A 25,740-nucleotide genomic window follows, 5' to 3' on the forward strand; every position below is an offset into this window, starting at 1 on the left:
GCTTGTCGCGTCGGTGCCGCATTTTTTTGAGGGCTCCATGCTTCAAGTCGACCATGCCAGCGTTTTCTTTGGGGCGCGTGACGGCAGAACCGTTCACGCGCTCGACCGCGTTTCCTTCAACATTCCCGAGCGCGGCATCGTCGTGGCGCTTGGCGCTTCGGGCTGCGGCAAATCCACCTTGCTCAATGCGATCGACGGCTTCCTGCCGTTGTCGGAAGGGAAGATCACGCTCGACGGCAGACCCGTCTCCGGACCCGGCGCCGATCGTGGCGTCGTCTTCCAGAAGGATGCGTTGCTGCCATGGAAAACGGTGATCGATAATGTCGCGCTCGGCCTGCAATTTGCAGGGTTGGGAAGGCGGGAGCGCCGAGATCGCGCAGCCGAGCTGCTGCGGCTCGTGGGCCTGACCGATTTTGCCAATGCCCTACCCTATGAATTGTCGGGCGGCATGCGCCAGCGCGTCGGCATTGCCCGCGCTCTTGCCACCGACCCGGACATCCTGCTGATGGACGAGCCCTTCGGCGCGCTCGACAGCCTGACGCGCGAACAGATGCAGGAATTGCTGGTCTCGATTTGGGCCAGAACCGACAAGCGCATCTTCTTCATCACCCATTCGATCGAGGAAGCACTGTTCCTCGGCACGGAGGTGCTGGTCATGTCTCCACGGCCAGGGCGCGTCGTTGCCCGCTTCGAACTTGATTTCGTGCATCGCTTCGCCGAGAGCGGCGACACGCGGGCGATCGTGACATCTCCGGAATTCGGCAATCTCCGAGAGGAAATTCGCACCATTCTCCACGACGCCGACAACATCAGGAGCGCGGCATGAGCGACATCATCGAGACGCGCCCGATCGCAACCTCCCGGAACAAAGAGCAGCCAAAGCTGGTTCGCGTTCCCGGTTTCGGGGTCGGCGACAAGCCGACTATCGCCATCAGCATCGCCACGGCAATCGTCTGTCTTGCGCTGTGGTGGCTGGTTGGAAAGCTCGGTCTGGTGTCGCATCTCTTCCTGCCCCGCCCGGACGAGGTTCTGACGCAGATCGGTGTCGTCTATCGCGACGGCTATGCCGGCGCGTCCTTGTCCGAGCATATACTCGCCAGTCTGTTCCGCATCGTCGCCGCCGCGACCATCGCGATCCTCCTCGGCATTCCAGTCGGCCTGTTGATGGGTCTCAACCGCTGGGCAAAAGGAATTCTGGATACGCCGATCGAATTCTACTGGCCCTTGCCTCCGCTTTCCTATCTGCCGCTGATGATCATATGGCTCGGCATCGGCGAGACCTCGAAGATCACACTTCTCGTGCTCGCCATGTTCGCGCCGATCTGCCTGTCCGCGCAGGCCGGCGTCCGGTCGCTGCCGCTCGAACGCGTCAATGCCGCCAGGTCGCTGGGTGCAAACCGGCTGCAGCTCTTCTTCGCCGTCGTGCTGCCCTCGGCCCTGCCGGAAATTCTAACGGGCGTGCGGATCGCCTTCGGCATCGGCTGGGGAACGCTGGTGGCGGCGGAACTCATCGCCTCGACCCGTGGCATCGGCTTCATGATCATGTCGGCATCGCAGTTCCTTGCCACCGACGTCGTCTTCGTCGGCATCGGCATCATCGCGGTCTGCGCATTCGCCTTTTCGGCCGCCGTCCGTATCCTCGAGGCTGTCCTCGTTCCCTGGAAGGGCAAGCTTTAACAGCGATCGGCCGTGGGCCGATGTCGTTCGCGGCCCTCCTCTCCATGCAATCACTCATTCGATTGCGACAGACCCACAGGCGCAGGCATGAGCAACAATTGCGAGTTTCTCTGGTACATCCCCAACGATGTCAAACCGGGCCATCGCGGCGATTCCGCCGTCGAGAACCACAACAGCCTGGAGACGCTCACCAGTCACGCCAGGGCGCTGGAGGATCACGGCTGGAAGGGTGCGCTGATCGGCACCGGCTGGGGACGCCCCGACACCTTTACTGTCGCGACCGCACTTGCCGCCCGCACCACCACTTTCGAGCCGCTGATTGCAATACGCCCCGGCTATTGGCGACCGGCGCATTTCGCCTCCGCCGCCGCCACACTGGATCACCTGAGCGGCGGCCGCGTGCGCGTCAATATCGTATCGGGTAAGGATAACCTTGCCGCCTATGGCGACAGCGAAGGCGACCAGGCCAACCGCTATGGCCGCACCAAGGAGTTCATGCGGCTCACCCGCAAGCTCTGGACGGAAGAAAACGTCTCCTATGAGGGCGAGCATTTCCGCGTGAACGACTCCACTGCCGCGCCACGCCTCCAGCGCCGTGGTGACCGCCTGCACCCCAAGCTCTATTTCGGCGGCGCGTCGGATGCAGCGGAGCGCGTTTCCGCCACTGAAGCCGATGTCCAACTCTTCTGGGGTGAGCCGCTCGCCGACATTGGTGAACGGATCAGCCGGCTCAAGGCATTGAGTAGAGAGCTCGATCGAGATCTCCCGCCGCTGGAGTTCGGGCTGCGCATCACGACGCTGGTTCGCGACACGACGGGGCAGGCCTGGGCGGACGCCGAAGCGAAAGTTGCCGAAATGGCCAAAGGCAACGGAGTTCGCTGGAACGATCATCGGCAGTCGGTCGCCGTCGGCCAGAAACGGTTGTTCGATCTCGCCGCGCGCGGCGACGTGCTCGACGATAACCTCTATACCGCGCCGGGCAAATTCGGCGGCGGAGGGGCAGGCACCACATGGCTTGTCGGCTCGGCCGAAGACGTCGCCCGTTCGCTGCTCAAATATCGCGATCTGGGCATCACGCATTTCGTCCTTTCGGACACGCCCTATCTCTCGGAAATCAAGCGGCAGGGCGACCAATTATTGCCGCTGCTGCGCGAGCACGTTTCGGCGTGATCCATCGGCGAAAAATCTGTCCGCGTTGAATGGAAGCCGATGCCGAGCGTCGTGGCGTCCACAGCAAACATCGGCAAGACCTGAAAACATCACTATCCCCAGCCTTTCCAAGCCGCACTTTGTCAATTATGACGATTTCGTGACAATGGACGCATGGAGCTTTGATGCTAGGCTGGTTTCGCAAACTCATGCCGCGCGAGGATCGTTTCTTCGATCTCTTCGCGCAGCATTCGCGCACGATCGTCGGTGCCGCCGAGGCGCTGAACGCCCTGCTTTCCGGCAATGACATCGAGGGAAGGTGCCGGCAGATCATCGAGCTCGAAAATCAGGCCGACGATATTACGCGCGACGTGCTGCTCGCGGTTCGCAAGAGCTTCATTACCCCCTTCGATCGCGGCGACATCAAGGATCTGATCATGTCGATGGATGACGCCATCGACATGATGCACAAGACGGTCAAGACCATACGCCTGTTCGAGCAGAAGAGTTTCGATCCCCTCATGCAGCAGATGGGCGAAGTGATCGTCAAGGCGGCGCATCTCGTTGCCGAAGCGGTGCCGTTGCTGGCTCGCATGGGCACCAATGCCACGCGGCTTGCGACCATCACGGAAGAGATCGTCAAGGCCGAAGGTTATGCCGACGAGCTGCACGAACAGGGCCTGAAGGATCTCTTCCGCACGCACGGCGCCTCCAACGCCATGGCCTACATCATCGGCAGCGAGATATATGGCGAGCTGGAAAAGGTTGTCGACCGCTTCGAAGACGTCGCCAATGAGATCAACGGCATCGTGATCGAGAGTGTCTGATGGAGGCTTCGCTTGCCTTTCCGCTGTTGGTGGCAATCATTGCCACGGCGCTGTTCTTCGACTTCCTGAATGGCCTTCATGATGCCGCGAATTCCATCGCGACCATCGTCTCGACCCGAGTTCTCAGGCCGCAATATGCGGTTCTCTGGGCCGCATTTTTCAATTTCATCGCCTTCATGTTCTTCGGCTTGCACGTCGCGGAAACGCTTGGAACGGGCATCATCGACCCGAAGATCGTCGACGCGTCGGTCATCTTCTCCGCTCTTATGGGCGCAATCGTCTGGAACATCGTCACCTGGATATTCGGCATTCCGTCAAGCTCGTCGCATGCACTGGTCGGCGGACTGATCGGCGCCGGTCTTGCCAAGGTCGGCATCAGTTCGATCGTCTGGGTCGGCGTCCTCAAGACGGCGGGCGCGATCGTCATGTCGCCGCTCATCGGCTTCACGCTCGCATTGTTTCTGGTGCTTGCCGTGACATGGCTCTTCGTCCGGCAGACCCCGTTTGCCGTTGACAGCACCTTCCGCATCTTGCAGTTCTTCTCAGCCTCGCTCTATTCCCTCGGACACGGCGGCAATGATGCCCAGAAGACCATGGGAATCATTGCGATACTGCTTTATTCCCAAGGATATGGCGGCAGCGCTTTCCACGTTCCCTTATGGGTGGTTCTCTCATGCCAGTCGGCCATGGCCTTGGGCACATTGCTTGGAGGATGGCGGATCGTGCACACGATGGGTTCGAAAATTACCCGCCTCAATCCGATGCAGGGCTTCTGCGCGGAGACGGGCGGCGCATTGACGCTCTTTGCCGCGACCTGGCTCGGAATACCGGTTTCCACGACCCATACGATTACCGGCGCCATCATCGGTGTCGGAGCCGCGCGTCGAGTCTCGGCCGTACGGTGGGGCGTTGCCGGCAACATCGTTATCGCCTGGATCATCACGCTGCCAGCTGCGGCCGTGATCTCGGCGCTATCCTATTGGATCATTCAACTCTTTCATTGAGCGGCTTACGATGAGGAACAGCGCTTAGCGCGCTGAACCGAAGAGCGAAGCCTGACCTCATTTGCCGGTGATTATACCGCCGTGAGGGTTTTATTGCGCTTGCGATTTATTTATAGGCAAGGCTAAATATCTTCACCACTTTCTTGACCTTGCGAAGGTGAGCCATCTTGACGAAACCGCCCGTAGCCCCGGAAAGCCGTCTTTCTTCTACCGAAGTGGAGACGCATGCGGAGGCCTTTCAGAAAAGCCGCGACGATCGACGTACCGAATTGATGGAAGATTACGTGGAGCTCATCGCCGACCTGATAGAGCATGCCGGCGAGGCACGCCAGACCGATATTGCGCAGAGACTGGGGGTAACGCAGCCGACGGTCGCAAAGATGCTCAAGCGTCTGGTCGAGGAAAACCTGATCACGCAGCGCCCCTATCGTGGCGTCTTCCTGACCGAGGAAGGCCAGCGCCTGGCGGTTGCGACCCGGCGACGGCACGTGGTTGTGGAAGCCGTTCTTTGCCGTCTCGGCGTCGATCCCGATACCGCGCGAAATGATGCCGAGGGTATCGAGCACCATGTCAGCGAAAAGACCCTCGAAGCGTTTGAACGCTTTTTGAAGACGTGACGGTTGCAGATATCACGCAAATTCGGCGGCTCATGGCACCAGCGAGCCTTTTAGGGCACAGTTTTAACAAGAATGAATTGAAAATAAGCCGCGATTGACCGACCGGCTTGACCCAATATCCGATGTCAACGCAAGCTTTACAAATGCACGCTAAGCAGAACTTAGCGAACCGCCGGTCTTTCTATTTGGCATACTGGTTTTATTGCCGGCGCAGGGAATCATGATGAACGCCCAGGATCTCAGCAGCACAGTTTTCGACCTGGCCCCCGTCGCCATGTGGCTGGAGGATTTCAGCGGCGTCAAGGAGCAGTTCGAACTCTGGCGCGCGGAAGGCGTGACGGACCTGCGCTCATATTTGCTTGCCGACCTACAGCGCGTCACGGCTTGCTCGCAAAGGATCAAGCTGCTTGCCGTCAATGCCAAGACATTGGAACTCTTCGAGGCGCCGTCCTTCGAGGTGCTGGCCGGCGCAGTTTCCAGGGTGTTCCGGGACGAGATGCTGCAAAGCCATGTGAACGAACTGGTCGCTCTCTGGGAGGGCAGGACCGAATTTTCCGGTACGGCGGTCAATTATTCGCTAGGCGGCAGAAGGCTCGATATCCAGCTTCGCGGCGTCATTCTGCCGGGGTATGAAACATCCTGGAGCAGATTGCTGCTGACCACGGAGGACGTGACCGCGCGCGAGGAAGCAAGGCGTCTGGAAGAGCGACAGCGCCGCTATGCGGAGGGCCTGTTCGAGCATTCTCCGGTGTCCCTATGGGTCGAGGACTTCAGCCGTATCAGGATTTTGCTCGACGAAATCCGTGATCGCGGCATTGTCGACTTTCAGGTATTTCTCGACGTGCATCCGGAATTCGTGCGGCAATGCATGAGCGAGATCAGCGTGCTCGATGTCAATCAGGCGACGCTCGACCTCTTCTGTGCACCCGATCGCCAGACCCTGCACCACCGGATCGGCGAAGTGTTCCGCGACGACATGGAAAAACACTTTCGCGGCCAGCTGGTGGAATTGTGGAATGGTCGCCTATTCCATCAGCGCGAGGTACTGAACTATGCCCTCGACGGATCGGAGCGCCACGTTCTCCTGCAGTTTTCTGTTTTCCCCGGCTATGAGGACGACTGGTCACTTGTGCAAGTGGCACTCACCGACATTACCGCGCGCAAGAAGGCGGAAGCCTATCTCGAATATCTCGGCAAGCACGATGTGCTGACCAGGCTCTTCAACCGCGCCTTCTATATGGACGAACTCAACAGGCTGGAGCGCAAATCGCTTCGGCCGGTTTCGGCCATCATCATCGATCTCAACAGCCTCAAGGAGGCCAACGACGAGAGCGGGCACGACGCCGGAGACGCGTTGCTGCGCCGGATGGGCGAAGTGCTGAACAGCGTCGTATCCCTGCCGAACCATGCCGCCCGCATCGGCGGCGACGAATTTGCCATTCTCATGCCCGGCGCGGACGAGGTCACGGCTGCCGCGATGGTTGAAACGATCAACGAACTGCTGAAGATCAACAATCAGTTCTATTCCAGCGCGCCGCTCAGCGTCTCCATCGGCGTTGCAACGAGCGAGCCCGGCGAGACCATGGAATCCATGATCAAGCGCGCGGATCTCGGCATGTACGAGCAGAAGAAGGCTCACTACGCCGCTGCCGCCACCATGGGTGCCCATCAGGCAAAGCACGGCGCTTGAAGCTTCCGGCACAGGAACTGATCCTGCAATCAATTGAAATTGCTGATCTTCATGCGCCCGATGAGCAGGAACAAAACCCGCGACATCTCATTTGGCCTTTGGGATAAGAGGGAGCCCTCCAATGGAAGATCAAACGACCAATATTGTCGTCGCCACCCGGACTGCGCTCGACCAGGCCGCTGCGCTCGCGGTTCAATATGGCTTCTCGCTTCTCGGCGCGATCATTCTTCTGATCGGCGGCTGGATTCTCGCCGGCATTATCAGCCGCTCGGCCTACCGCGTCATCTCGCGCATTCGCGGCATCGACGAAACCTTGGCAAGTTTCTTTCAGAACGTCCTGCACTACAGCCTGCTGATACTGGTCTTCATCACTGTTCTGGGGCAATTCGGTGTCCAGACTGCTTCCATCATCGCCGCTCTCGGCGCTGCCGGCCTGGCGATCGGCCTGGCATTGCAAGGCACGCTGCAGAATATCGCAGCCGGCATCATGCTGCTGATCCTGCGGCCATTCCGGGTCGGCGAATATATCGAGACGGCCAACGTCAAAGGCTACATCAAGGATATCGGGCTCTTTGCAACGGAGATGAAGACGGCTGACGGTCTCTATCTCATGGCGCCGAACTCCACGCTCTGGAATACTCCCATCATCAACTACAATCGCGAACCGGATCGCCGTCAGGAGTTGACCGTTGCCCTGGGCGAAAAGGTCGATGTCGACCTTGCCCGCAAGACCATACTCGACGTCCTGAAGGCGGATCAGCGCATCAGGAATGCACCCGCGCCTAAGGTCTATCTCGACGATCTGGCAGTCGATCAGACCGTCTTAAACATCGAGTATTGGACGGTCACTGCGTCATGGACAGATGTTCGGCATGATGTCGTCTCAAGATTGAAGGCCCGACTCACCGGACCAGACATCACGGTCAAGTCCCCCACCGAGCCGACTAGCCCAGCCGATTGACACGCATCGTACCAAGCCTGCCGCCGGCAGGGAGCTGAACCAGCGACAGGCTTCGCGAGGCCATAACACCTCGGGCAAGATTGATCTCTTGCTCGCTTTAAACTTCCATGAATGGCATTTGTTCCGCGCTTTACCCGGCTGAGGATTGACCGGCGTCACCCTACCATTTGATGCGGTAGTCGACGCGCAGGTTGCCGGCCGGCGTCAAAGTCTCCAGATTTGCAAAGGAAGCCGAAAACTTGAGATTCGGCGCCAACGGCTGCTGAAACGAGACCGTGCTGGAAAAGACGCTGCCCGCATCCTTCAGATTACCGATTGCGGACAGCGAGGTTCCCGTCCACGGAACGGCGACGGTGACGGCCTGTGTCGCGGTAATGGAATCCGCCGCGTTTCGCGATCCCGCGTAATTCAGGTTCAGGGAGCGGGATGTGCTCATATCCAGGTTTTCGGATACCGTCCAGCTCCGCGAGCGTTCGAAGCATAGGGTTCCCGTGCTGTTCAGAGTATCGACCCTCAAGGCGACTTCGCGACGCCATACGGTCGAAAAGCGCCTGTGATCGTCGATCGCTGTGCCCCACAGCGTCGCCAAGCTGCTGCTGCGCAGGATCGCGCCGCTCGTGGCGCTACCCAAGCCGAGATCCATGCCCGCGCTGACGTCCCAGGCCATCGGCAGCCGAAAGCCAAGCGTCGTCTTATATGCTCGCGGTGCGACCTTGACGGGCGACCAGATCATCAGATCGCTGGCTTTGGACACCTGCGGCACGCTGACACTCGCAAGAAGACCAAGAACGCCCCGAAGGACGCGTTTTGACTTGAAGCCCATGCTAAAGCCCGAATTTTCTGTGCCCGGACGCGACGATGTCCAGGGCGCACTAAGACAACAGCCAGACACGGAGCAATGCCGCGTTCTGGCCTCGGATTGATTTTGTTCGGTTAAGCGCCAGCGGAACGCGGCGCATCGGAGCCAATGTAAAACGGCGTCCGATCGAAAGGCATGACGCCGCTCCCAATCAAGCAGCACCCTTCGCAGAAAAGACTCCCATCCGAGGCCGCGCTTGTAAACCCCTCGAACCAATGTTTTTTGCTGCGTTGCACACATGTCGCACCTGCGACGTCGCTGCACGAAAGCGACATCACCGCGAATGGCCTGAAAAACCGGCCTTCCCCGGCAAGCCATGCTTTCAATGATGGATAATCACATTCGCGCGATCGGATGCCGGGCTGCGATCAAGCGCCGGCGAGGCAGCGAAGCGGCAACCACCACTCACGCGACTCCTGTCCTGACAACATGATGGATATCGGATAGCTTTCCTTACGAAAGGAAACATTATTGCGCATCCCGCCTATCATCGTCACCGCACGCGTTCATCCCAAAGATCTCGCTCCCTTCAATCGCCTTCGCGAGGAGAACTTCCCCGCCGAAAGCAATTTTCTTGAGGCGCATGTGACGATCTTCCACCATCTTCCGGGTCAGCATCTCGCACGCGTGCGGGAGCTAGTGGCAGAGCACGTAGGGAGTCGTGAGGCACCGGCGGCCGTCGTGAGTGGCGTGCGCCACCTCGGCGCGGGCGTCGCATTTGCAATCGACAGTCCCGGCCTGCTCGAACTGCGTGCTGAAATGATGAAGCTGTTCGGATCTTGGCCGGGGCCACAGGATCTGCAGAAATGGCGCCCGCATATCACCATCCAGAATAAGGCGCAGAGAGCCAAGGCGGATGCGCTCTTCTTCCGACTGCGAGAGGGGTTTGAACAGCGGCCGATCAGGATTACCGGAATTGATCTCGCAAGCTATCTCGGCGGCCCGTGGCGGCATGAAGCCACAGTGCCGTTCAGATGCACTATCGAACGCAGATAGAATCTGTACGATATCATCAAGCCTGCGTTTGCGGCGTGACCTCGCTCAGCAGCCAATCCTGAAACAATGTCGCAGTCTCGTTCGTCTGCTTCTTTTCCGGCATGACGACGTAGTAGCTGTTCTCGGTCGGCATCGGTAGATCGAACAGCGGCAGAAGCGTACCGGCTTTGAGTTCATCCTCGATCAGATAAGTCGGCAGAAGCGCGACGCCGAGCCCGGCAATGGCCGCGGCGATGATCATGGAAAACTGATCGAAGCGCGCGCCGGGATAGGCGTTGTCGGCCGGCAGCCCCTGCAGATCGAACCATTGCGCCCAGAGCTTCGGACGGGTCGTCAGATGCAGCAGCGGGGCTCCTGATAGTTCCTCCGGCGAGACAAGACCCAGCCGTCCGGCAAGCTCGCGGCTGGCAACGGGCAGAACGGTCTCGTTGCAAAGAAAGGTCGCCACAGCGCCGGCCCAGGCCGGCAGGCCGTAGTGAATGGCAAGATCGAAATTGTCCTCGTCAAAGCTGAAAGGCTTGGAGCGCGATTCCACCGTGACGGCAACATCGCGATGCTCGTCAAGGAATCGGCCGAGACGGGGCACCAGCCAGCGCGTGCCGAAGGTCGGCAAGGTCGCGACTTTCAGCGACAATTTCATCTGACCGGCGGCAACGGCGCCGATCATCAGCCGCTCCGAGCGCAGCAGCAGATCCTTCACCTCCGGCAACAGCCGAAGCCCGGCTTCGGATAGCACGACGCGCTGGCGGACACGCTCGAACAGCTTCAGGCCCGTCTGCTGCTCCAGATCGCTGATCTGCCGGCTGACGGCGCTTTGGGTCAGGTTCAGCTCTTCGGCCGCGCGCGAAAAATTCTGGTGCCGCGCAGCGCATTCGAACGCCTGCAGATTGACGATATCAGGGATGAGGCGTCGGCGCATGATCATTCCATTTTCGCATCAAGTTAGAATTCCCTCTCACAAGACTGGCTGCCAAACAAGAGATATCCTGCCAAATAGGAATGATATAGCCTTTCAGGAAGAGATCGCACATGAAGCCTGATCACGTCTCGACCAGCGATATTCGCAGCGCCTTTTCGGCCGCCATGTCGGCGATGTATCGCGAAGAAGTTCCCGCCTATGGCACGCTCATGGAACTGGTCGCTCGCGTCAACGACGAAACGCTGGCAGCAAACCCAAAGCTGAAGGAACGCCTTGAGGCGACCGATTATCTCGATCGCATCTCCGAGGAGCGGCACGGCGCCATCCGTCTCGGCACCGCGGCAGAGCTTGCGATGATGGCGCGCGTCGTCGCGGTCATGGGCATGTATCCGGTCGGCTATTACGATCTTTCGACCGCCGGCGTGCCGGTCCATTCGACGGCATTCCGGCCGGTCGGCGACGCGCAATTGAAGCGCAATCCCTTCCGCGTCTTTACTTCGCTGCTGCGACTCGACCTCATCGCAGATGAAGAGCTGCGCAAGGCCGCCGCGGATATTCTCGCACAGCGCCGGATCTTCGCGGACGGCGCCGTTGCGCTCACAGAGAAAGCCGAACGCGATGGCGGGCTGAACATGGCCGATGCCAGCCGGTTCGTCGACGAAGTGCTGGAAACCTTCCGCTGGCATGACGAAGCCAATGTCGATGCCGCCATGTATCACCGCCTCCACGATGCCCACCGCCTGATCGCCGATGTCGTGTCGTTCAAGGGGCCGCACATCAACCATCTGACGCCGCGCACCCTGGATATCGACCGGGTGCAGGCGCTGATGCCCGATTACGACATCGCACCGAAAGCGGTCGTCGAAGGGCCGCCGACGCGCTCCTGCCCGATCCTGTTGCGCCAGACTTCGTTCAAGGCGCTCGAGGAGCCCGTCTCTTTCCGCAACGCCGATGGCGTCTGGGAAGCCGGCTCGCACACGGCCCGCTTCGGCGAGATCGAGCAGCGCGGCATTGCGCTGACGCCGAAAGGCCGTGCGCTCTATGACAGGCTGCTGGATCAATCGCGCAAGATCGTGCGCCCGGCAGTAGATGGATCGAATGCGCGCGACTATGAAGCCGCGCTCGCTCAGAGCTTTGCTGAATTCCCGGATGACTGGGCGGCAATCCGCGCCGAAGGCCTCGGCTACTTCACCTATTCGTTGACAGCCAAGGGCATAACAGCCGCGACGAGCCATGGAGACATCGATGCGCTGATCGGCCAAGGGCTCGTTCAGTTCGACCCGATCGTCTACGAGGATTTCCTTCCCGTCAGTGCTGCCGGCATCTTCCAATCCAATCTCGGTGACGGCGCGCAGCAGGAATTCGTTGCCAGCCCGAACCAGCAGCGCTTCGAAGCTGATCTCGGCATGAAGGTGCTGAACGAATTCGACCATTATGCCGGCATTGAACAGGCATCGATCGACGCCTGCCTGCGGGCATTATCCAAACAAGACGCCGCCGACTGAGGTGATGCGGCAATAAAAGCCGCGCGCCATCCGGATCAAGACAAGTGGAGTTTCAAACGATGAACATCGCAGCCAAGACCCCTTCCGTTGCAGCCGAAGCTGCCGCCATTCTCGAAAAGCTCGGCGTCGACAAAGCGCTCTACACGCAAGGCGATATGCCCTCCTACTCCCCGGTCACCGGCGAGAAGATCGGCAGCCTCAAGACCGTTTCGGCCGAGGAAGCGGCAAAGAAAATCGAGAAGGCGCATGCCGCATTCCGCGCCTGGCGCCTCGTGCCGGCCCCGAAGCGCGGCGAACTGGTGCGCCTGCTGGGCGAAGAGCTGCGTGCAGCCAAGGACGATCTCGGCCGCCTCGTCTCGATCGAAGCCGGCAAGATTCGCTCCGAAGGCCTCGGTGAAGTGCAAGAAATGATCGACATCTGCGATTTCGCCGTCGGCCTTTCCCGCCAGCTCTACGGCCTGACGATCGCGACCGAACGTCCCGGCCATCGCATGATGGAAACCTGGCATCCGCTCGGTGTCGTCGGCATCATCTCGGCCTTCAACTTCCCGGTCGCGGTCTGGTCATGGAACGCAGCACTGGCGCTGATCTGCGGCGACGCCGTCATCTGGAAGCCATCGGAAAAGACGCCGCTGACGGCGCTCGCCTCGCAGGCGATCCTCGATCGCGCGCTTGCCCGTTTCGGCGACGCGCCGGAAGGCCTGTCGCAAGTGCTGATCGGCGATCGCGCGATCGGCGAAATCCTCGTCGATCACCCGAAGGTGCCGCTCGTTTCGGCGACCGGTTCGACCCGTATGGGCCGTGAGGTCGGACCGCGGCTCGCCAAGCGCTTTGCCCGTGCCATTCTCGAACTCGGCGGCAACAATGCCGGTATCGTCTGCCCGTCGGCCGATCTCGACATGGCGCTGCGCGCCATCGCCTTCGGCGCCATGGGCACGGCCGGCCAGCGCTGCACGACGCTGCGCCGCCTCTTCGTCCACAGAAGCGTCTATGACCAGCTCGTGCCGCGGCTGAAGAAGGCCTATCAGAGCGTCTCGGTCGGCGATCCCCTGCACTCCTCTGCGCTGGTCGGCCCGCTGATCGACAAGGCGGCGTTCGACGGCATGCAGAAGGCGATTGCCGAGGCCAAAGCTCACGGCGGCTCCGTCACGGGCGGCGAGCGGATCGATGTCGGCCATGCCGACGGCTATTACGTGAAGCCGGCGCTGGTGGAAATGCCGAAGCAGGCAGGCGCGGTCTTCGAAGAAACCTTCGCGCCTATCCTCTACGTCATGCCCTATGACGATTTCGACGCCGTCATCGACGAGCACAATGCCGTTGCCGCCGGCCTCTCGTCTTCGATCTTCACGCGCGACATGCAGGAATCCGAGCGCTTCCTTGCGGCAGACGGATCGGATTGCGGCATCGCCAACGTCAATATCGGCACGTCTGGCGCTGAAATCGGCGGTGCATTCGGCGGCGAGAAGGAAACCGGCGGCGGCCGCGAATCCGGCTCCGACGCCTGGAGGGCCTACATGCGCCGGGCGACCAATACCGTGAACTACTCCAAGGCCCTGCCGCTGGCGCAGGGCGTCTCCTTCGACATCGAGTAAGCTCCATGACGATCGCCGCCAAAATCGAGGAGGCGGGCTTTAAGCCCGCTTCGCGGATCGCCTCCATCGGCGTCTCCACCATTCTTCAGATCGGCGCCCGCGCCAATGCGATGAAGCGGGAGGGTCTGCCAGTCATCATTCTCGGAGCCGGCGAACCGGATTTCGACACGCCTGACAATGTCAAGGAAGCCGCCAAGGCGGCGATTGATCGCGGCGAAACGAAATATACCGCGCTTGACGGCACGCCGGAGCTGAAGAAGGCGATCGCCGGAAAATTTAAGCGCGAGAACGGCATCGACTATGCGCTCGACGAAATCACCGTGGCGACGGGCGCGAAGCAGATCCTGTTCAACGCCTTCATGGCATCGATCAATCTGGGCGATGAGGTCATCATCCCGACGCCCTATTGGACCTCCTATTCCGATATCGTCGAGATCTGTGGCGGCGTGCCCGTTCTGATCCCCTGCGATGCCAAGGCCGGTTTTCGCCTGCAGGCGGATCAGCTCGAAAAAGCGATCACGCCGAAGACGCGCTGGCTGCTGCTCAACTCGCCGTCGAACCCATCGGGTGCTGCCTATTCGGAGGCCGATTATCGTCCGCTGATCGAGGTGCTGCTGCGCCATCCGCATGTCTGGCTGATGGTCGACGACATATACGAGCACATCGTCTATGACGGCTTTGAGTTCACCACGCCGGTCGCCATCGAGCCGAGCCTCAAAAGCCGGACGCTGACGGTCAACGGCGTTTCCAAGGCCTATGCCATGACCGGCTGGCGCATCGGCTATGCCGGCGGCCCCAAGGCTCTCATCAAAGCCATGGCCGTCATCCAGAGCCAGGCGACATCCTGCCCTTCCTCCGTCAGCCAGGCGGCAGCCGTTGCCGCACTCAATGGCCCGCAGGACTTTCTTGAGGGCCGCAAGGCAAGCTTCCAGCGTCGGCGTGATCTGGTCGTCGGCCGGCTCAACGCCATTGAGGGTCTGGATTGCCTGGTGCCGGAAGGCGCCTTCTACACATTCTCGGGCTGCGCCGGCATACTCGGAACGACAACGACATCCGGAAAATCTATTGGGACGGATGCGGACTTCTGCGCCTATCTGCTCGATGAAGCGCATGTCGCCGTCGTGCCTGGCTCGGCCTTCGGATTGTCGCCCTATTTCCGCATTTCCTATGCGACATCGGAAGCCGATCTCGTCGAAGCCCTCGATCGTATCGAAAGGGCCTGCGCGGCTCTCAGGCGCTGAAGCAATTCCGGCAGAAGCGGCAAAGCGGCTGTACACCCGGAATTGCGTGAAAACAAAGAGATAGAGCATTTCCGTAATTCTGTTTAAAAAGCGGAGATGCTCTAGTCATCGGACAGAACGCCGGAAGCCTTCGCACCATGCTCCCACGCCTCGTTTCGGCGAAAGACAGCCTCAAGCAGCAGATCGGCGCCCTCGGGCACCGGCTGGCTGCTCTCGGTTTTCGCGGTGACGTGGAAACGGATGAGGGCGCTCGGACGGTCACCTCGACCGACAATTCCATCTATCAGGTCAAGCCGGCGGCAATCCTCTATCCGCGCGGCGCTACCGACCTGAAGGTCATCGCCGCAGCCATATCAGAGCCCGCCTTTTCCGAGCTTGCCATCGCGCCACGCGGCGGCGGAACCGGGACAAACGGGCAATCGCTGACCTCAGGTATCGTCGTCGATTGCTCCAGGCATATGAACCGGATCCTGGAGATCGATCCGGTTCGAAGGATTGCCCGGGTCGAGGCCGGTGTCGTCAAGGATCAGCTCAACAAGGCGCTGAAACCGTACGGGCTATTCTTCGCACCCGAGCTTTCCACCTCCAACCGCGCCACCATCGGCGGCATGATCTCCACCGATGCCTGTGGCCAGGGCTCATGCCTTTACGGCAAGACCAGCAACCACGTTCTCGGCCTTCGCATCGTGCTCTCCGATGGCGGCGACTGGTGGTCGCGCCCTCTGGACGATGCCGAACTGGGGGAGATCAGGGCACGTGACGACCGGATCGGAGAAATTCACAGGATCGTCGATGCGATCGCCAGAGACAAAAGCGCGCTGATCGCGGCGACCTTTCCGAAGCTCAACCGCTACATGACCGGCTACGATCTCGCCCATATCAGGCGCGACGATGGCCGCTTTGATCTCAACGCGGTATTGTGCGGCTCGGAAGGCACGCTTGCCATGATCGCCGAGGCCGAACTCAATGTTCTGCCGATCCCGGCGCAATCGGCCCTCATCAACATCCGCTATGATGATTTCAACACGGCGCTCGAGGATGCGCGGCGGCTGGTGGCGCTGAAGGTCGCCTCGGTGGAGACAGTCGACGAGAAAGTACTTGGCCTGGCAAAGGGCGATATCGTCTGGACCGGCATCGCCCGCTTCTTCCCCGAGGATGCATCCGGCTCCGCCAACGGCATCAATATCGTCGAGGTGCTGGCCGACCACCATGAGGAGCTGGAGCGCAAGCTAGCCGAGGTCGCTGCCGCCCTCAATGACCGCTCTTCCGCGCGCCACAAGGGCTATACGCTCGCCCGCGAAAAGGCCGAGATCGAGGCCATCTGGTCGATGCGCAAGCGCGCCGTCGGCCTGCTCGGCAACGTCGACGGGCCTGTGCGGCCAGTGCCCTTCGTCGAGGACACCGCCGTTCCGCCCGAGCATCTGGCCACCTATATCACTGAATTCCGGGCGCTTCTTGATGCCGAGGGGTTGGATTACGGCATGTTCGGCCATGTCGATGCCGGCGTGCTGCATGTTCGCCCGGCACTTGATCTCACCCGATCAGACCATCAGCCGCTCGTCCGCAAGATCAGCGACGGCGTCGTTGCCCTCACACGCAAATATGGCGGCGTGCTCTGGGGCGAGCATGGCAAAGGCGTGCGCTCGGAATATGTGCCTGATTACTTCGGCGACCTTTATCCCAGCCTGCAGGAGATCAAGCGCGCCTTCGACCCGGACGATCGCCTCAACCCCGGCAAGATCGCCTCGGCCTCGTCGCGCCCGCTGCTGACGATCGATAAAGTATCACTGCGCGGTGACTTCGATCGTATCATCGGCAACGATATCCGCGCCGCCTTCGACAATGCAGCCTATTGCAACGGCAATGGCGCCTGTTTCGATTTCGACGCGGCGAGCCCGATGTGCCCCTCCTTTAAAGCGACGGGCGACCGGCGCTATTCGCCGAAGGGCCGCGCGGCGCTGATGCGCGAATGGCTGCGTCTACTTGCCGAACGGCAGGTCGATCCGCGGCACGAGACAGAAGTGCTGCGCCGCACCAACCCTTTCGGCAATCTCTTGCGGCGGACGGTCAACTCGCTCAATCCGGCCAATCGAGGCGACTTTTCGCATGAGGTGCGGGCGGCGATGGATACCTGTCTCGCCTGCAAGGCCTGCGCCGGCCAATGTCCCGTCAAGGTCAGCGTGCCGGCCTTCCGATCGAAATTCCTGGAGCTCTATTACGGCCGCTATGTCAGGCCGTTAAAAGATCCGATCGTCGCCGCCATCGAAACTACCCTGCCGCTGATGGCGCGCTTCAAGCCGGCCTACAATTTGCTGACCGGCTCCCGCGCCGGCCAGGCCTTGATGCGGCTTGCCGGCCTCACCGCGCTTCCGGCCATGGCCGCGATGTCGCTCGAACGGGAAGCCGCTCGTCTCGGCGTACGGATCGCCACGCCCGAACATCTGGCGCAGCTCTCAGCGGAAGAGCGGGCGCACGCGGTCGTCATCATTGCCGATGCGTTTTCCACCTACTTCGACCCGGCTGTTGTCATCGCCACGCTCAAGCTCGCATTGAAAATGGGCGTCAAACCCTGGCTCGCCGCCTCGCAGCTGAACGGCAAGGCCCTGCATGTGCATGGCTATCTCAGGCGTTTCGAAGAGGCGGCGATGAAATCCCGTGATTATCTCGATCGCATCTCGCAAATGGGCATCCCGCTGGTCGGCATCGATCCGTCGATGACGCTGACCTATCGCAGCGAATATGCCGCCCTGCCCTCCGCCCGGCTGCAGGCGCCGGTACTGCTCCTTCAGGAATGGCTCGTGGCCAATCTCGACCGACTGCCGCCAGCCCAGACTTCGCCGCAAGAGCGCTTCACACTGCTTGCGCATTGCACGGAACGGACGAATGCTCCGGCCGCCATCAAGCAATGGTCCCTGCTGTTCGACAAGCTAGGAATCAAGCTCGACATGGCCGATGTCGGCTGCTGCGGCATGGCCGGCACTTTCGGTCACGAGGTGCGCAATCGCGCCATTTCTGAGAAGCTCTACGCGATGAGCTGGCAGGACAAGGTCGCCGAGAACGGTCATCAAACCGTGGTCACGGCGACCGGCTTCTCCTGCCGCTCGCAAATCGCCAAGATCGATCGCCAAACCATCCCGCATCCGGTGGAGATCCTCGATCGGCTGATTGGTTAGCCTCCATAAGGCAAATTTCCAACGGCTAAAACACATGTGGCGCCCGAAGGCGCCGCATCTGAAAAATAACAAGAGGAATAGCCGCTTACACGGCTTCTCTCATCCTGATCGTTTCAACACTGTAAACTTGCCCGAAGCGATTGGCGAGGAAGTCGTTGAAATCGATTTCTTCCTGGCAGACGAAGCCCTTGGCGGGCAGCTTACCCTGCGCCAGCAGATCGAGCACGGTGGTGATGCCGGCGGCGGTGGTGATCTGGATGGCGCTCATCTTCTTCCCCGCAACGATGCCTGCATAGACCTTGTTGGCATAAGTCTCCTGCATGTAACGGCCTTCGCGCCAGCCGCAAACGGTGACGAAGACGACAACCACATCCTGCATGGTGGCGGGCAGCGCGTTTTCGAAGAGATCCTTCAACACGTCGCGGCGGTTCTTGAGGTTCAGGTCGTTAAGCAGCGCCTTGATGATGGCCTGGTGGCCGGGATAGCGGATGGTCCGGTAGTTCATCGTGCGCACGCGGCCAGAGAGCGTCTTAGCCAAGGTTCCAAGGCCGCCTGACGTGTTGAAGGCCTCATAGGTGACGCCGTCGAGCGAGAATTCCTCGCGCTCTTCCATGGCCGGCACGGTGACGAGCTTGCCTTCGACGATCGCCTCGCATGGCTCGATATATTCGTTGATGAGGCCGTCCGTGCTCCAGGTCAGATTGTAGTTCAGGGCATTGGACGGATATTGCGGCAGCGCGCCGACCCGCATGCGCACACTGTCGAGGCTATCGAAATGTTTGGTCAAATCATTGGCGACGATCGAGATGAAACCCGGTGCCAGGCCGCATTGCGGGATGAAGGCAGTGTTCGCGCCCTGAGCCAACTCTTCCACCTTCTTCGTCGTCGCGACGTCTTCGGTGAGATCGAGATAGTGGACGCCGGCTTCGAGCGCGGCTTCCGCGACGAAACCTGTGAGATGGAACGGTGCAGCCGACAATACGGCAAACTTGCCCTTCAGCACGGCAACGAGCCCGGCGCGGTCGGCGATGTCGACGGCAGCCGTGGAAATCGCGGGATGGCGGTCGATCTTGTCCAGCTGCTCCTGGCTGCGGTCGGCGACAACGACGCTGTAATCGCCCGTTTCAGCCAGCATCAGAGCGATCGCCCCACCGATCTTGCCTGCACCGATGACCACTATGTCTTTCATATGACTCCCCTGCATTTCATTGATAAGATTTTTATAAGTGTAGACGGGAGTTGAACGATTCATAGCGACGAAAAATGCATTTCGTTGTATGAATTCATACAAAACGACGAAGCAATTTTGCAAAATGCAGGAAGCGCCATGCAGGTTACGGATAAGGACCGCGAATTGATCGCCTTGCTCGGCCAGAATGCCCGCATGCCGGTGGCGACGCTCGCCAAAAAGCTGTCGCTGTCGCGCACCACCGTTCAGGCGAGGCTCGAACGGCTAGAGCGAGAAGGCGTGATTTCAGGCTATGGCGTGCGGCTGTCGGAGACCTATCTTTCCGGTCTCATTCGAGCGCATGTACTGATCACGATCGCGCCGAAAGCCTTGTCCGCGGTGACGGCGTCGCTGGGTGCGATCCCGGAGGTTACGACGCTTCATTCCGTCAGCGGCACGTTCGATCTGATCGCCATTATCGCTGCACCCTCGATTTCAGAGTTGGACCAGCTGATCGACGAGATCGGCATGATCGACGGTGTCGAACGCACCCTGTCGTCCATCATCCTTTCGACGCGGATCTCGCGCTGAAAACAAGGGTCAGCCGAGCGCTGCCGGCTCCATCTCCGGCGTTGTGGAAAGAACTGCTTCCTTCAAAGCCCGCGAATAGGGATGCTGCGGATTGTCGAGGACGGTGCGCGCACCGCCCTGCTCGACGATCTCGCCCTTCTTCATAATGATGATGCGATCGCTGATGTAATAGGCGGTTGCGAGATCATGGGTGATGTAGATGATCGAGAGCCCAAGCTCCTTCTTCAGCTGGCCGAACAGATTGACGATCGCCATTCTAAGAGAAGCGTCGACCATCGAGACGGGCTCGTCGGCCACCAGCAAGCGCGGTTGCGGTATGAGCGCCCGGGCGATGGCGGTTCGCTGCAGCTGGCCGCCCGACAGCTCATGCGGAAATCGTCCCTTTACTTCAGCAAGCGTCAAGCCGATATGAGCAAGCGCCTCGTCGGCCATGCGCTCGACATCGGCTCGGTTCGGCCGCGCGCCAGACGGGGCAAAATTCCTTGCTGTCTCAAAGAGATATCGGTCGACCCTCTTCAGCGGATTGAAGGCTTCGAACGGGTTTTGAAGGATGGGTTGAACTTCGCGCATAAAGGCGCGGCGCTCGGATCTTCCATGAATGGTGACGGGTTTGCCGCGAAAGTTCAGGCTGCCCGATGTCGGTGCCGTCTGGCCGAGGATCATCGAAGCAATGGTGGATTTGCCCGAACCCGATTCGCCGACGATGGACAGGATTTCCGGCTCCTCTCCCAATGTCAGGCTGACATCCTGCACCGCGGTTGTCTGGCGACGGCTGAGCATGCCGCCCTGCCGGTACACCTTGCTGACATGCGAGAGTGAAAGAAGATCGCTCATCGCCCTCCTCCCGTCACCGCAAAGCAGGCAACGCGCCGATCCGGTTCGACCGTCACCATGGGCGGCACTTCGCGGCTGCAGATATCCATGCGCTTCGGACAGCGCGGATGGAAACGGCATCCTTCCGGCGGCATGGCGAGATTGGGCGGCCGCCCTTCAAGCGAAGGACGCGTCGAGACATCGCCGATCCGTGGCAGGCTTGCGACCAGATGCTGCGTATAGGGATGCAGCGGCAGCTGGAAAAGCTTGCGCGTCGGCGCCTCCTCCACCAGCCGCCCGGCATAGACAATGCCGATACGATCGGAAACCGCGGCGTGAACGCCCATGTCATGCGTGACGAACAGGAAGGACGAACCCATCTCGCGCTGTATCTCGCGGATCATCTGCAGGACATCGCGCTGGACGATGACATCGAGCGCCGTCGTCGGCTCGTCGGCGATGATGAATTCCGGCGTCAGGATGGTGGCGAGCGCGATCGTCATGCGCTGGCGCATGCCCCCGGACAATTCATGCGGATAGGCATCGAGGAGATGGGCGTCAAGCTTCAGCCTTTGGAGATGATTGCCCACCCGGTCGAAGAAGGTGGTACGATCGGCTTTCATGTGCCGGAAGGCGAAATCGGTGAACGAGTGACGGATGCGCCTGACAGGATTGAGCACATTCATCGAGCCCTGCATAATATAGGACAGATGCCGCCAGCGAAGCGAAGCTCGCTGCTCCGGCGTCATGGCATAAATATCCTGCGTTCCGCCGTTGAAGTGAAATTTGACGGCACCGGATACGACGCGAAGCGGCGGCCGGATCGCACCCGCAATCGTCTTGATCAGCGTCGTTTTGCCGCTACTCGATTCACCCGCAACCCCGTAGATCTCGCCACGACCGATCGACAGGCTGATATCGTCAACCGCGCGCACCTCGCGATCGATGCCATAGAGGAAGGCCCGGTAATAGGCCTTGAGGTTATTGACCTCAACGACAGCCTCCATGCCTAGCCTCCCATCCGGTTCAAACGACTGCGCGGGTCATTGTATTCATTCATCGACATCGACAGCAGGAAGAGCGCCATGAACAGCACGACGATGGCAGCTACGGGGGCCGCAACCCACCACCATGTGCCGGCAATCAGCGCCGAATGCGCATTCGCCCAGTAGATCATCATGCCCATGGTCGGCGTTTCGATGTCCGTGAAGCCGAGCACCGAAAGCGTGATCTCCATGCCGATCGACCAGATCATATTGTTCATCGTCGTGGCGAAGACGATCGGCAGCACATAGGGCAGATGCTCCTCGACGAGAATCTTGCGCATGCTCATGCCGGAATAGATGCTCTGCGTGGTGAAGGGCCGCGTCTTCAGGCTGATCGCAACCGAGCGGATCAGGCGCGCGTCATAGGACCAGCCGAGCGACGCCATGACGACGATCAGCACCGTCCACGTCATTTCATCCTTGAGCACGAAATAGAACAGAATCAGCAGCGGAAACTGCGGAACGACCATGATGCTGTCATTGATCGCCATCAGCACGCGATCGACGGTGCCGCCGGCATAGCCGGCCACCAGCCCCACGACCAGCGAGATGATGCGAGACAGAAAGGCAACGCCGATGCCGAAATAAAGCGTGTTGCGGAGCGCGACGGACAGTTGCCAGAAGACATCCTGGCCACGCGATGTCGTGCCCAGCCAGTATTGTCCATCCGGCGGCATGTCGGGCGGCAGCAGATAAAGATCGGAAGGACCGTAGGGCGAGAAATAGGACAGGATCACCATTCCGACGATGACGGCAAACAGCAGCAGACCGCAAAGGAATTCGGCATTCTGGCGAGCGAGGTCGCGAACGATCGTCAGCATGGCCTACTCCACCTTGATGCGCGGGTCGATCAGCGGACCCAATATATCGATGATGAATACGGCCGCGGCGACGCCGACGATCGACAACGCGCTGAGCCCCAGGACAAGGCTGTAGTCGCCGGCATGCACCGCTGAAATCAGAAGATTGCCGATGCCGGGATAGCCGAAGACGATTTCAGTGATGACGGTGCCGTTGAAGACGGCGCCAAGCGACATGGCAAGGCCGGTGAACTGCGGCACCATGGCGTTGCGGGCGATGTAGGAGCGCAGGATCCTGCGCTTCGGCACGCCGCCAAGCTCGGCGAAAACGACATAATCCTCGGTGATGATATTGGAGACGAGCGCCCGCATGCCGATGAGCCAGCCGCCTGTCCCGACAAGGATCAGGGACAGCGCCGGCAGGAGGGAGTGGCGCAAAATATCGAGCACCAGCGCAAAAGATAGCTGCAGATTGGTGTTCATCTCATAACCGCCGTTGATCGGCAGGATCGGCCAGATATAGCCGAAGAGGATGATCAGCACGAAGGCCAGAATATAATAGGGTATTGGCTGCATGGCGATGAAAACGAGGCTCACGGCTTTTAGCACCGTGCTCTTGCGGTAATAGCCCGCCAGCGCGCCGATTATGTTGCCGAGCACGAATGTGATCATCGTGGAAACGGTCATCAGGCCGATCGTCCAGGGCAGCGCCCTTGCAATAATGGCGGAAACCAGCGTGGGAAATGCCGAAAGCGACGGCCCGAGATCGCCTGTCGCAAGGCGTCCCCAGAAATGCAGATATTGCTGCCAGATCGAGCCTCCGACACCGTAGAGTTCCCGCAGGGACTCGCGCATCAGCTCAACGGCACGGGGATCGGATTGGCCCATCTGCTGAATGGCGCCGATGCTTTCCTCGACCGGGTCGATCGGTGTCAGATGCGTAATGAAGAAAGTCGCTGATATGCCGAGGAAGACGACGAGCAGAAATTGGCCAAATCGTTTCAACACAAAAACTGGATAGGACGTCATGCCGTCGTTTTCCTTACTGCTCGCACTTCATCTCTTATCGAAAAGATCGCCGGACCCGTTTCGCGCCCGGCGACAGGTGCCCGACGCGGCGCATCTGCCACGTCAGGTTTGGGAGAATTAAGGCTGCGCCGGCTTGAGCTTCACCATCATCAACCGCGAGTTCGCCCAATTGGGAACCGGGTCGGTGTAGGGATCCGCTATCGTCGGGTAACCCTTCCAGTACGTCGTGTCCATCGACGTGAAGACGTTGTAGGACATCAGAGGAATGGTCGGCATTTCACGGGCGACCAGCTTCAGATAGTCCTTGCCGAGTTCGATGCCCTTCGGATCATCGGCGCTGATGCGACGGATGTTCTCGATGATCTTGTCGAGCTCGGGATTGGACCAGCGCTGCCAGTTGCGCGGCGCCTGATTCTCACCCTTCTTGGCGACGAACTCGGAATGCCAGCTGTCGAGGAAGAAGGACAGGTCGGGATCGCCGCCCCAGGTCTCGACGCTCCAGGCGATCGCAACCTGGTAGCTGCCGGGCTGCAATCCCACCTGCCAGAGATTGGTGGTCGGCGCAGCCTTTGAGTCGATCCCGAAGGCTGCCCATTGCTGGGCGATCAGGGTACCGGCGCGGGTAAAGACAGAACGCGTGTCACCCTCAACCGTCAAGCGGATCTTGAATGGCTGGCCATCAGGCGTCATCCATTTGCCGCCCACCTTCTTGAATCCGGCTTTTTCCAGCAGTTCCGCGGCGGCCTGCGGATCGGGCTTCCACCAGCCATAGCCAAAGGCAGCGCTGATGGCGGCCGGATCGGTCGGGATCTGATCTTTAAATTTCGGCTGCTTGCGTAGGATATCGGCGATCTGCTGGCCGATCGTCGGATCATAGGGCTTTATCTTGCGCTTGCCGGTGTCGATCTCGAAATTCTTAAGCCAATCCTGCATCGGCGCCTGATAGTCAGTCATGGCGATTGCCGTCGGCGGAACACCGAGCGCGGAAAGCGTTGCCGCGCCGCGGTAGCTCGCCATATCGACGGCCTTGATATCGATCAGCAGTGCCAATGCCCAGCGCACATCGGGATTTTGGAACAACGGGTCCTGATTGTTGAAGATCACTGCAGGCAGCGTCGGATCCGGATGAGCGAAGGGGAAGCCAGGGAACCAGCTGTCGACCGTCTTCGACTTTTCCTTCAGCGTGAACATGCCTTCCGGCGTGTTGTCGTGAATGATATCCAGATTATGCTCGAGCTGCGCGATGGTGCGCTTATCCGGCGGGCCGGGATCGACATAGCTCACATATTTCGGAGCCGGCTCGCCAAAGCGGGCAAGCGAGGTGCGCTGCCAGTCGTCGCGCTTCTCCCAAGTGTACCATTTGCCCTGCGGATCGTAGGCCTTCAGCTTGTAGGCGCCGAGCGAGACGGGATTGGCATTATCATAGCGAACGGGATCGGCGACCTTCTCGAAGACATGCTTAGGCATGATCCACGCACCGTTCCAGCGAACGGTGAAGATGGCGTGAAAGCGCGAATTCGGCTTCTTCAGCTTGAAGACGACGGTATAGGGGTCCCGTGCTTCGACGCTGGCGACCTGCACCGAGAAAGCGGCGCTCCAGTTCATGCCGGGATGGTCGATCTGCGTCTTGACGGTGTAGACCACATCGTCGGCGGTAAATTCGACGCCGTCGCTCCAGTAGATGCCTTTGCGCAGTTTCACCGTCATCTGGGTGAAGTCGTCATTATATTGCGGCTTGTCCGCAGCCAGCGAATTGTCCCAGGCCGAACCGCCCAGGCCCTTTTCCGGATCGATGTACCAGAGCGTATCCATAGTCAGCTGCTGAAGGCCGGTCGAAACGCCGCCGCCGCCATTGACCCAGATATTGAACCAGCCAGGATTCTTGATCGTCCCCTCGGGGTTTTCGACGATCAAAGTCTCCTTGCGTGGCAAGGCGGTATAGTCTTGAGCCTGGACCGTCGCGATAAAGCCGAACGTGGCCAGTGCGACGCCGAAAGCAAGCTTCTTCCACTGCTGCATGATCTCCTCCCTTTGTTGTCGATTGTCGGCGCGCCCGAACAGGTGTCGGGCGGGTCGCTCTTTC

22 protein-coding genes are annotated in these 25,740 nt (G+C 60.1%); 14 read left to right on the top strand and 8 right to left on the bottom strand.

Translation table 11 applies throughout. The features are described 5' to 3' along the window. Window positions 1-37: 37 nt before the first annotated feature. The 8 genes from HGP12_RS18455 (at window position 38) to HGP12_RS18490 (ending at window position 7,925) form a co-directional block, all read left to right on the top strand. Window positions 38-826: a taurine ABC transporter ATP-binding protein gene (locus HGP12_RS18455; protein WP_168879599.1), complete on the top strand. Its 789-nt coding sequence runs from the start codon at window positions 38-40 to the stop codon at window positions 824-826. Next, window positions 823-1,677 carry an ABC transporter permease subunit gene (locus HGP12_RS18460; RefSeq protein ID WP_168879600.1) on the top strand — a complete coding sequence of 285 codons (855 nt, stop codon included), beginning with the start codon at window positions 823-825 and terminating at the stop codon, window positions 1,675-1,677. Before HGP12_RS18455 ends, HGP12_RS18460 begins: the two co-directional genes overlap by 4 nt. An 87-nt stretch (window positions 1,678-1,764) precedes the next feature. Next, a complete protein-coding gene (locus HGP12_RS18465; protein WP_168879601.1) occupies window positions 1,765-2,847 on the top strand; it encodes an LLM class flavin-dependent oxidoreductase in 1,083 nt (360 codons plus the stop codon). Between the two features lie 164 nt (window positions 2,848-3,011). Further along, window positions 3,012-3,653, top strand: coding sequence for a DUF47 family protein (locus tag HGP12_RS18470; RefSeq protein ID WP_168840262.1), 642 nt, complete (start codon window positions 3,012-3,014; stop codon window positions 3,651-3,653). After that, a complete protein-coding gene (locus HGP12_RS18475) occupies window positions 3,653-4,657 on the top strand; it encodes an inorganic phosphate transporter (protein WP_168840263.1) in 1,005 nt (334 codons plus the stop codon). Before HGP12_RS18470 ends, HGP12_RS18475 begins: the two co-directional genes overlap by 1 nt. 167 nt (window positions 4,658-4,824) lie before the next feature. Continuing rightward, window positions 4,825-5,274 carry a manganese-binding transcriptional regulator MntR gene (gene mntR, locus HGP12_RS18480; RefSeq protein ID WP_168840264.1) on the top strand — a complete coding sequence of 150 codons (450 nt, stop codon included), beginning with the start codon at window positions 4,825-4,827 and terminating at the stop codon, window positions 5,272-5,274. A 220-nt stretch (window positions 5,275-5,494) separates the two neighbouring features. Further along, on the top strand, window positions 5,495-6,964 hold the full coding sequence (locus HGP12_RS18485; protein ID WP_409527225.1) for a diguanylate cyclase domain-containing protein: 1,470 nt from the start codon (window positions 5,495-5,497) through the stop codon (window positions 6,962-6,964). A gap of 121 nt (window positions 6,965-7,085) precedes the next feature. Further along, on the top strand, window positions 7,086-7,925 hold the full coding sequence (locus HGP12_RS18490; RefSeq protein ID WP_168840265.1) for a mechanosensitive ion channel family protein: 840 nt from the start codon (window positions 7,086-7,088) through the stop codon (window positions 7,923-7,925). 160 nt (window positions 7,926-8,085) lie between these two features. On the opposite strand, the gene HGP12_RS18495 is transcribed toward HGP12_RS18490, so the two are convergent. Then, window positions 8,086-8,688: a hypothetical protein gene (locus HGP12_RS18495; protein WP_312862917.1), complete on the bottom strand. Its 603-nt coding sequence runs from the start codon at window positions 8,686-8,688 to the stop codon at window positions 8,086-8,088. 567 nt (window positions 8,689-9,255) lie between these two features. On the opposite strand from HGP12_RS18495, the gene HGP12_RS18500 reads away from it, so the two are divergent. After that, the gene (locus HGP12_RS18500; RefSeq protein WP_205926531.1) at window positions 9,256-9,780 is read left to right on the top strand and encodes a 2'-5' RNA ligase family protein; all 525 of its coding nucleotides are present in this window, start codon (window positions 9,256-9,258) and stop codon (window positions 9,778-9,780) included. Between the two features lie 16 nt (window positions 9,781-9,796). Here the strand turns inward: HGP12_RS18500 and HGP12_RS18505 are convergent, their stop codons facing one another. Further along, on the bottom strand, window positions 9,797-10,705 hold the full coding sequence (locus tag HGP12_RS18505) for a LysR family transcriptional regulator (RefSeq protein WP_168840267.1): 909 nt from the start codon (window positions 10,703-10,705) through the stop codon (window positions 9,797-9,799). Window positions 10,706-10,809: 104 nt separating this feature from the next. On the opposite strand from HGP12_RS18505, the gene HGP12_RS18510 reads away from it, so the two are divergent. The 4 genes from HGP12_RS18510 (at window position 10,810) to HGP12_RS18525 (ending at window position 18,210) form a co-directional block, all read left to right on the top strand. After that, window positions 10,810-12,204, top strand: a complete 1,395-nt coding sequence (locus HGP12_RS18510; protein WP_168879602.1) for a VOC family protein — start codon at window positions 10,810-10,812, stop codon at window positions 12,202-12,204. A 59-nt stretch (window positions 12,205-12,263) separates the two neighbouring features. Beyond that, window positions 12,264-13,796, top strand: a complete 1,533-nt coding sequence (locus tag HGP12_RS18515; protein WP_168879603.1) for an aldehyde dehydrogenase family protein — start codon at window positions 12,264-12,266, stop codon at window positions 13,794-13,796. Between the two features lie 5 nt (window positions 13,797-13,801). Next, a complete protein-coding gene (locus tag HGP12_RS18520; protein ID WP_168840270.1) occupies window positions 13,802-15,037 on the top strand; it encodes a pyridoxal phosphate-dependent aminotransferase in 1,236 nt (411 codons plus the stop codon). A gap of 137 nt (window positions 15,038-15,174) precedes the next feature. After that, window positions 15,175-18,210: an FAD-binding and (Fe-S)-binding domain-containing protein gene (locus HGP12_RS18525; RefSeq protein WP_168840271.1), complete on the top strand. Its 3,036-nt coding sequence runs from the start codon at window positions 15,175-15,177 to the stop codon at window positions 18,208-18,210. Window positions 18,211-18,295: 85 nt separating this feature from the next. Here the strand turns inward: HGP12_RS18525 and HGP12_RS18530 are convergent, their stop codons facing one another. Continuing rightward, on the bottom strand, window positions 18,296-19,399 hold the full coding sequence (locus tag HGP12_RS18530) for a saccharopine dehydrogenase family protein (RefSeq protein ID WP_168840272.1): 1,104 nt from the start codon (window positions 19,397-19,399) through the stop codon (window positions 18,296-18,298). 138 nt (window positions 19,400-19,537) lie between these two features. Here HGP12_RS18530 and HGP12_RS18535 point away from each other — a divergent pair, with 138 nt between their 5' ends. After that, window positions 19,538-19,969 (top strand): Lrp/AsnC family transcriptional regulator, encoded by a 432-nt coding sequence (locus tag HGP12_RS18535; protein WP_168840273.1) that lies wholly within the window; start codon window positions 19,538-19,540, stop codon window positions 19,967-19,969. Window positions 19,970-19,978: 9 nt separating this feature from the next. Here the strand turns inward: HGP12_RS18535 and HGP12_RS18540 are convergent, their stop codons facing one another. The 5 genes from HGP12_RS18540 to HGP12_RS18560 all read right to left on the bottom strand — a co-directional run bounded on the left by HGP12_RS18540 (window position 19,979) and on the right by HGP12_RS18560 (window position 25,676). Beyond that, complete coding sequence (locus HGP12_RS18540) at window positions 19,979-20,803, bottom strand: ABC transporter ATP-binding protein (protein ID WP_168840274.1); 825 nt, start codon at window positions 20,801-20,803, stop codon at window positions 19,979-19,981. Further along, window positions 20,800-21,789: an ABC transporter ATP-binding protein gene (locus HGP12_RS18545; RefSeq protein WP_168840275.1), complete on the bottom strand. Its 990-nt coding sequence runs from the start codon at window positions 21,787-21,789 to the stop codon at window positions 20,800-20,802. The genes HGP12_RS18540 and HGP12_RS18545 overlap by 4 nt, the downstream gene beginning before the upstream one ends. Before the next feature lie 2 nt (window positions 21,790-21,791). Continuing rightward, window positions 21,792-22,649 carry an ABC transporter permease gene (locus HGP12_RS18550; protein WP_168840276.1) on the bottom strand — a complete coding sequence of 286 codons (858 nt, stop codon included), beginning with the start codon at window positions 22,647-22,649 and terminating at the stop codon, window positions 21,792-21,794. 3 nt (window positions 22,650-22,652) lie between these two features. Beyond that, window positions 22,653-23,657: an ABC transporter permease gene (locus tag HGP12_RS18555; protein WP_168840277.1), complete on the bottom strand. Its 1,005-nt coding sequence runs from the start codon at window positions 23,655-23,657 to the stop codon at window positions 22,653-22,655. A 117-nt stretch (window positions 23,658-23,774) separates the two neighbouring features. Further along, complete coding sequence (locus HGP12_RS18560; protein ID WP_168840278.1) at window positions 23,775-25,676, bottom strand: ABC transporter substrate-binding protein; 1,902 nt, start codon at window positions 25,674-25,676, stop codon at window positions 23,775-23,777. Between the last annotated feature and the right edge of the window lie 64 nt (window positions 25,677-25,740).

Origin of the sequence: Rhizobium sp. P28RR-XV (assembly GCF_012641385.1) — a bacterium.
In the GTDB taxonomy this organism is placed as follows: Bacteria; Pseudomonadota; Alphaproteobacteria; order Rhizobiales; family Rhizobiaceae; genus Rhizobium.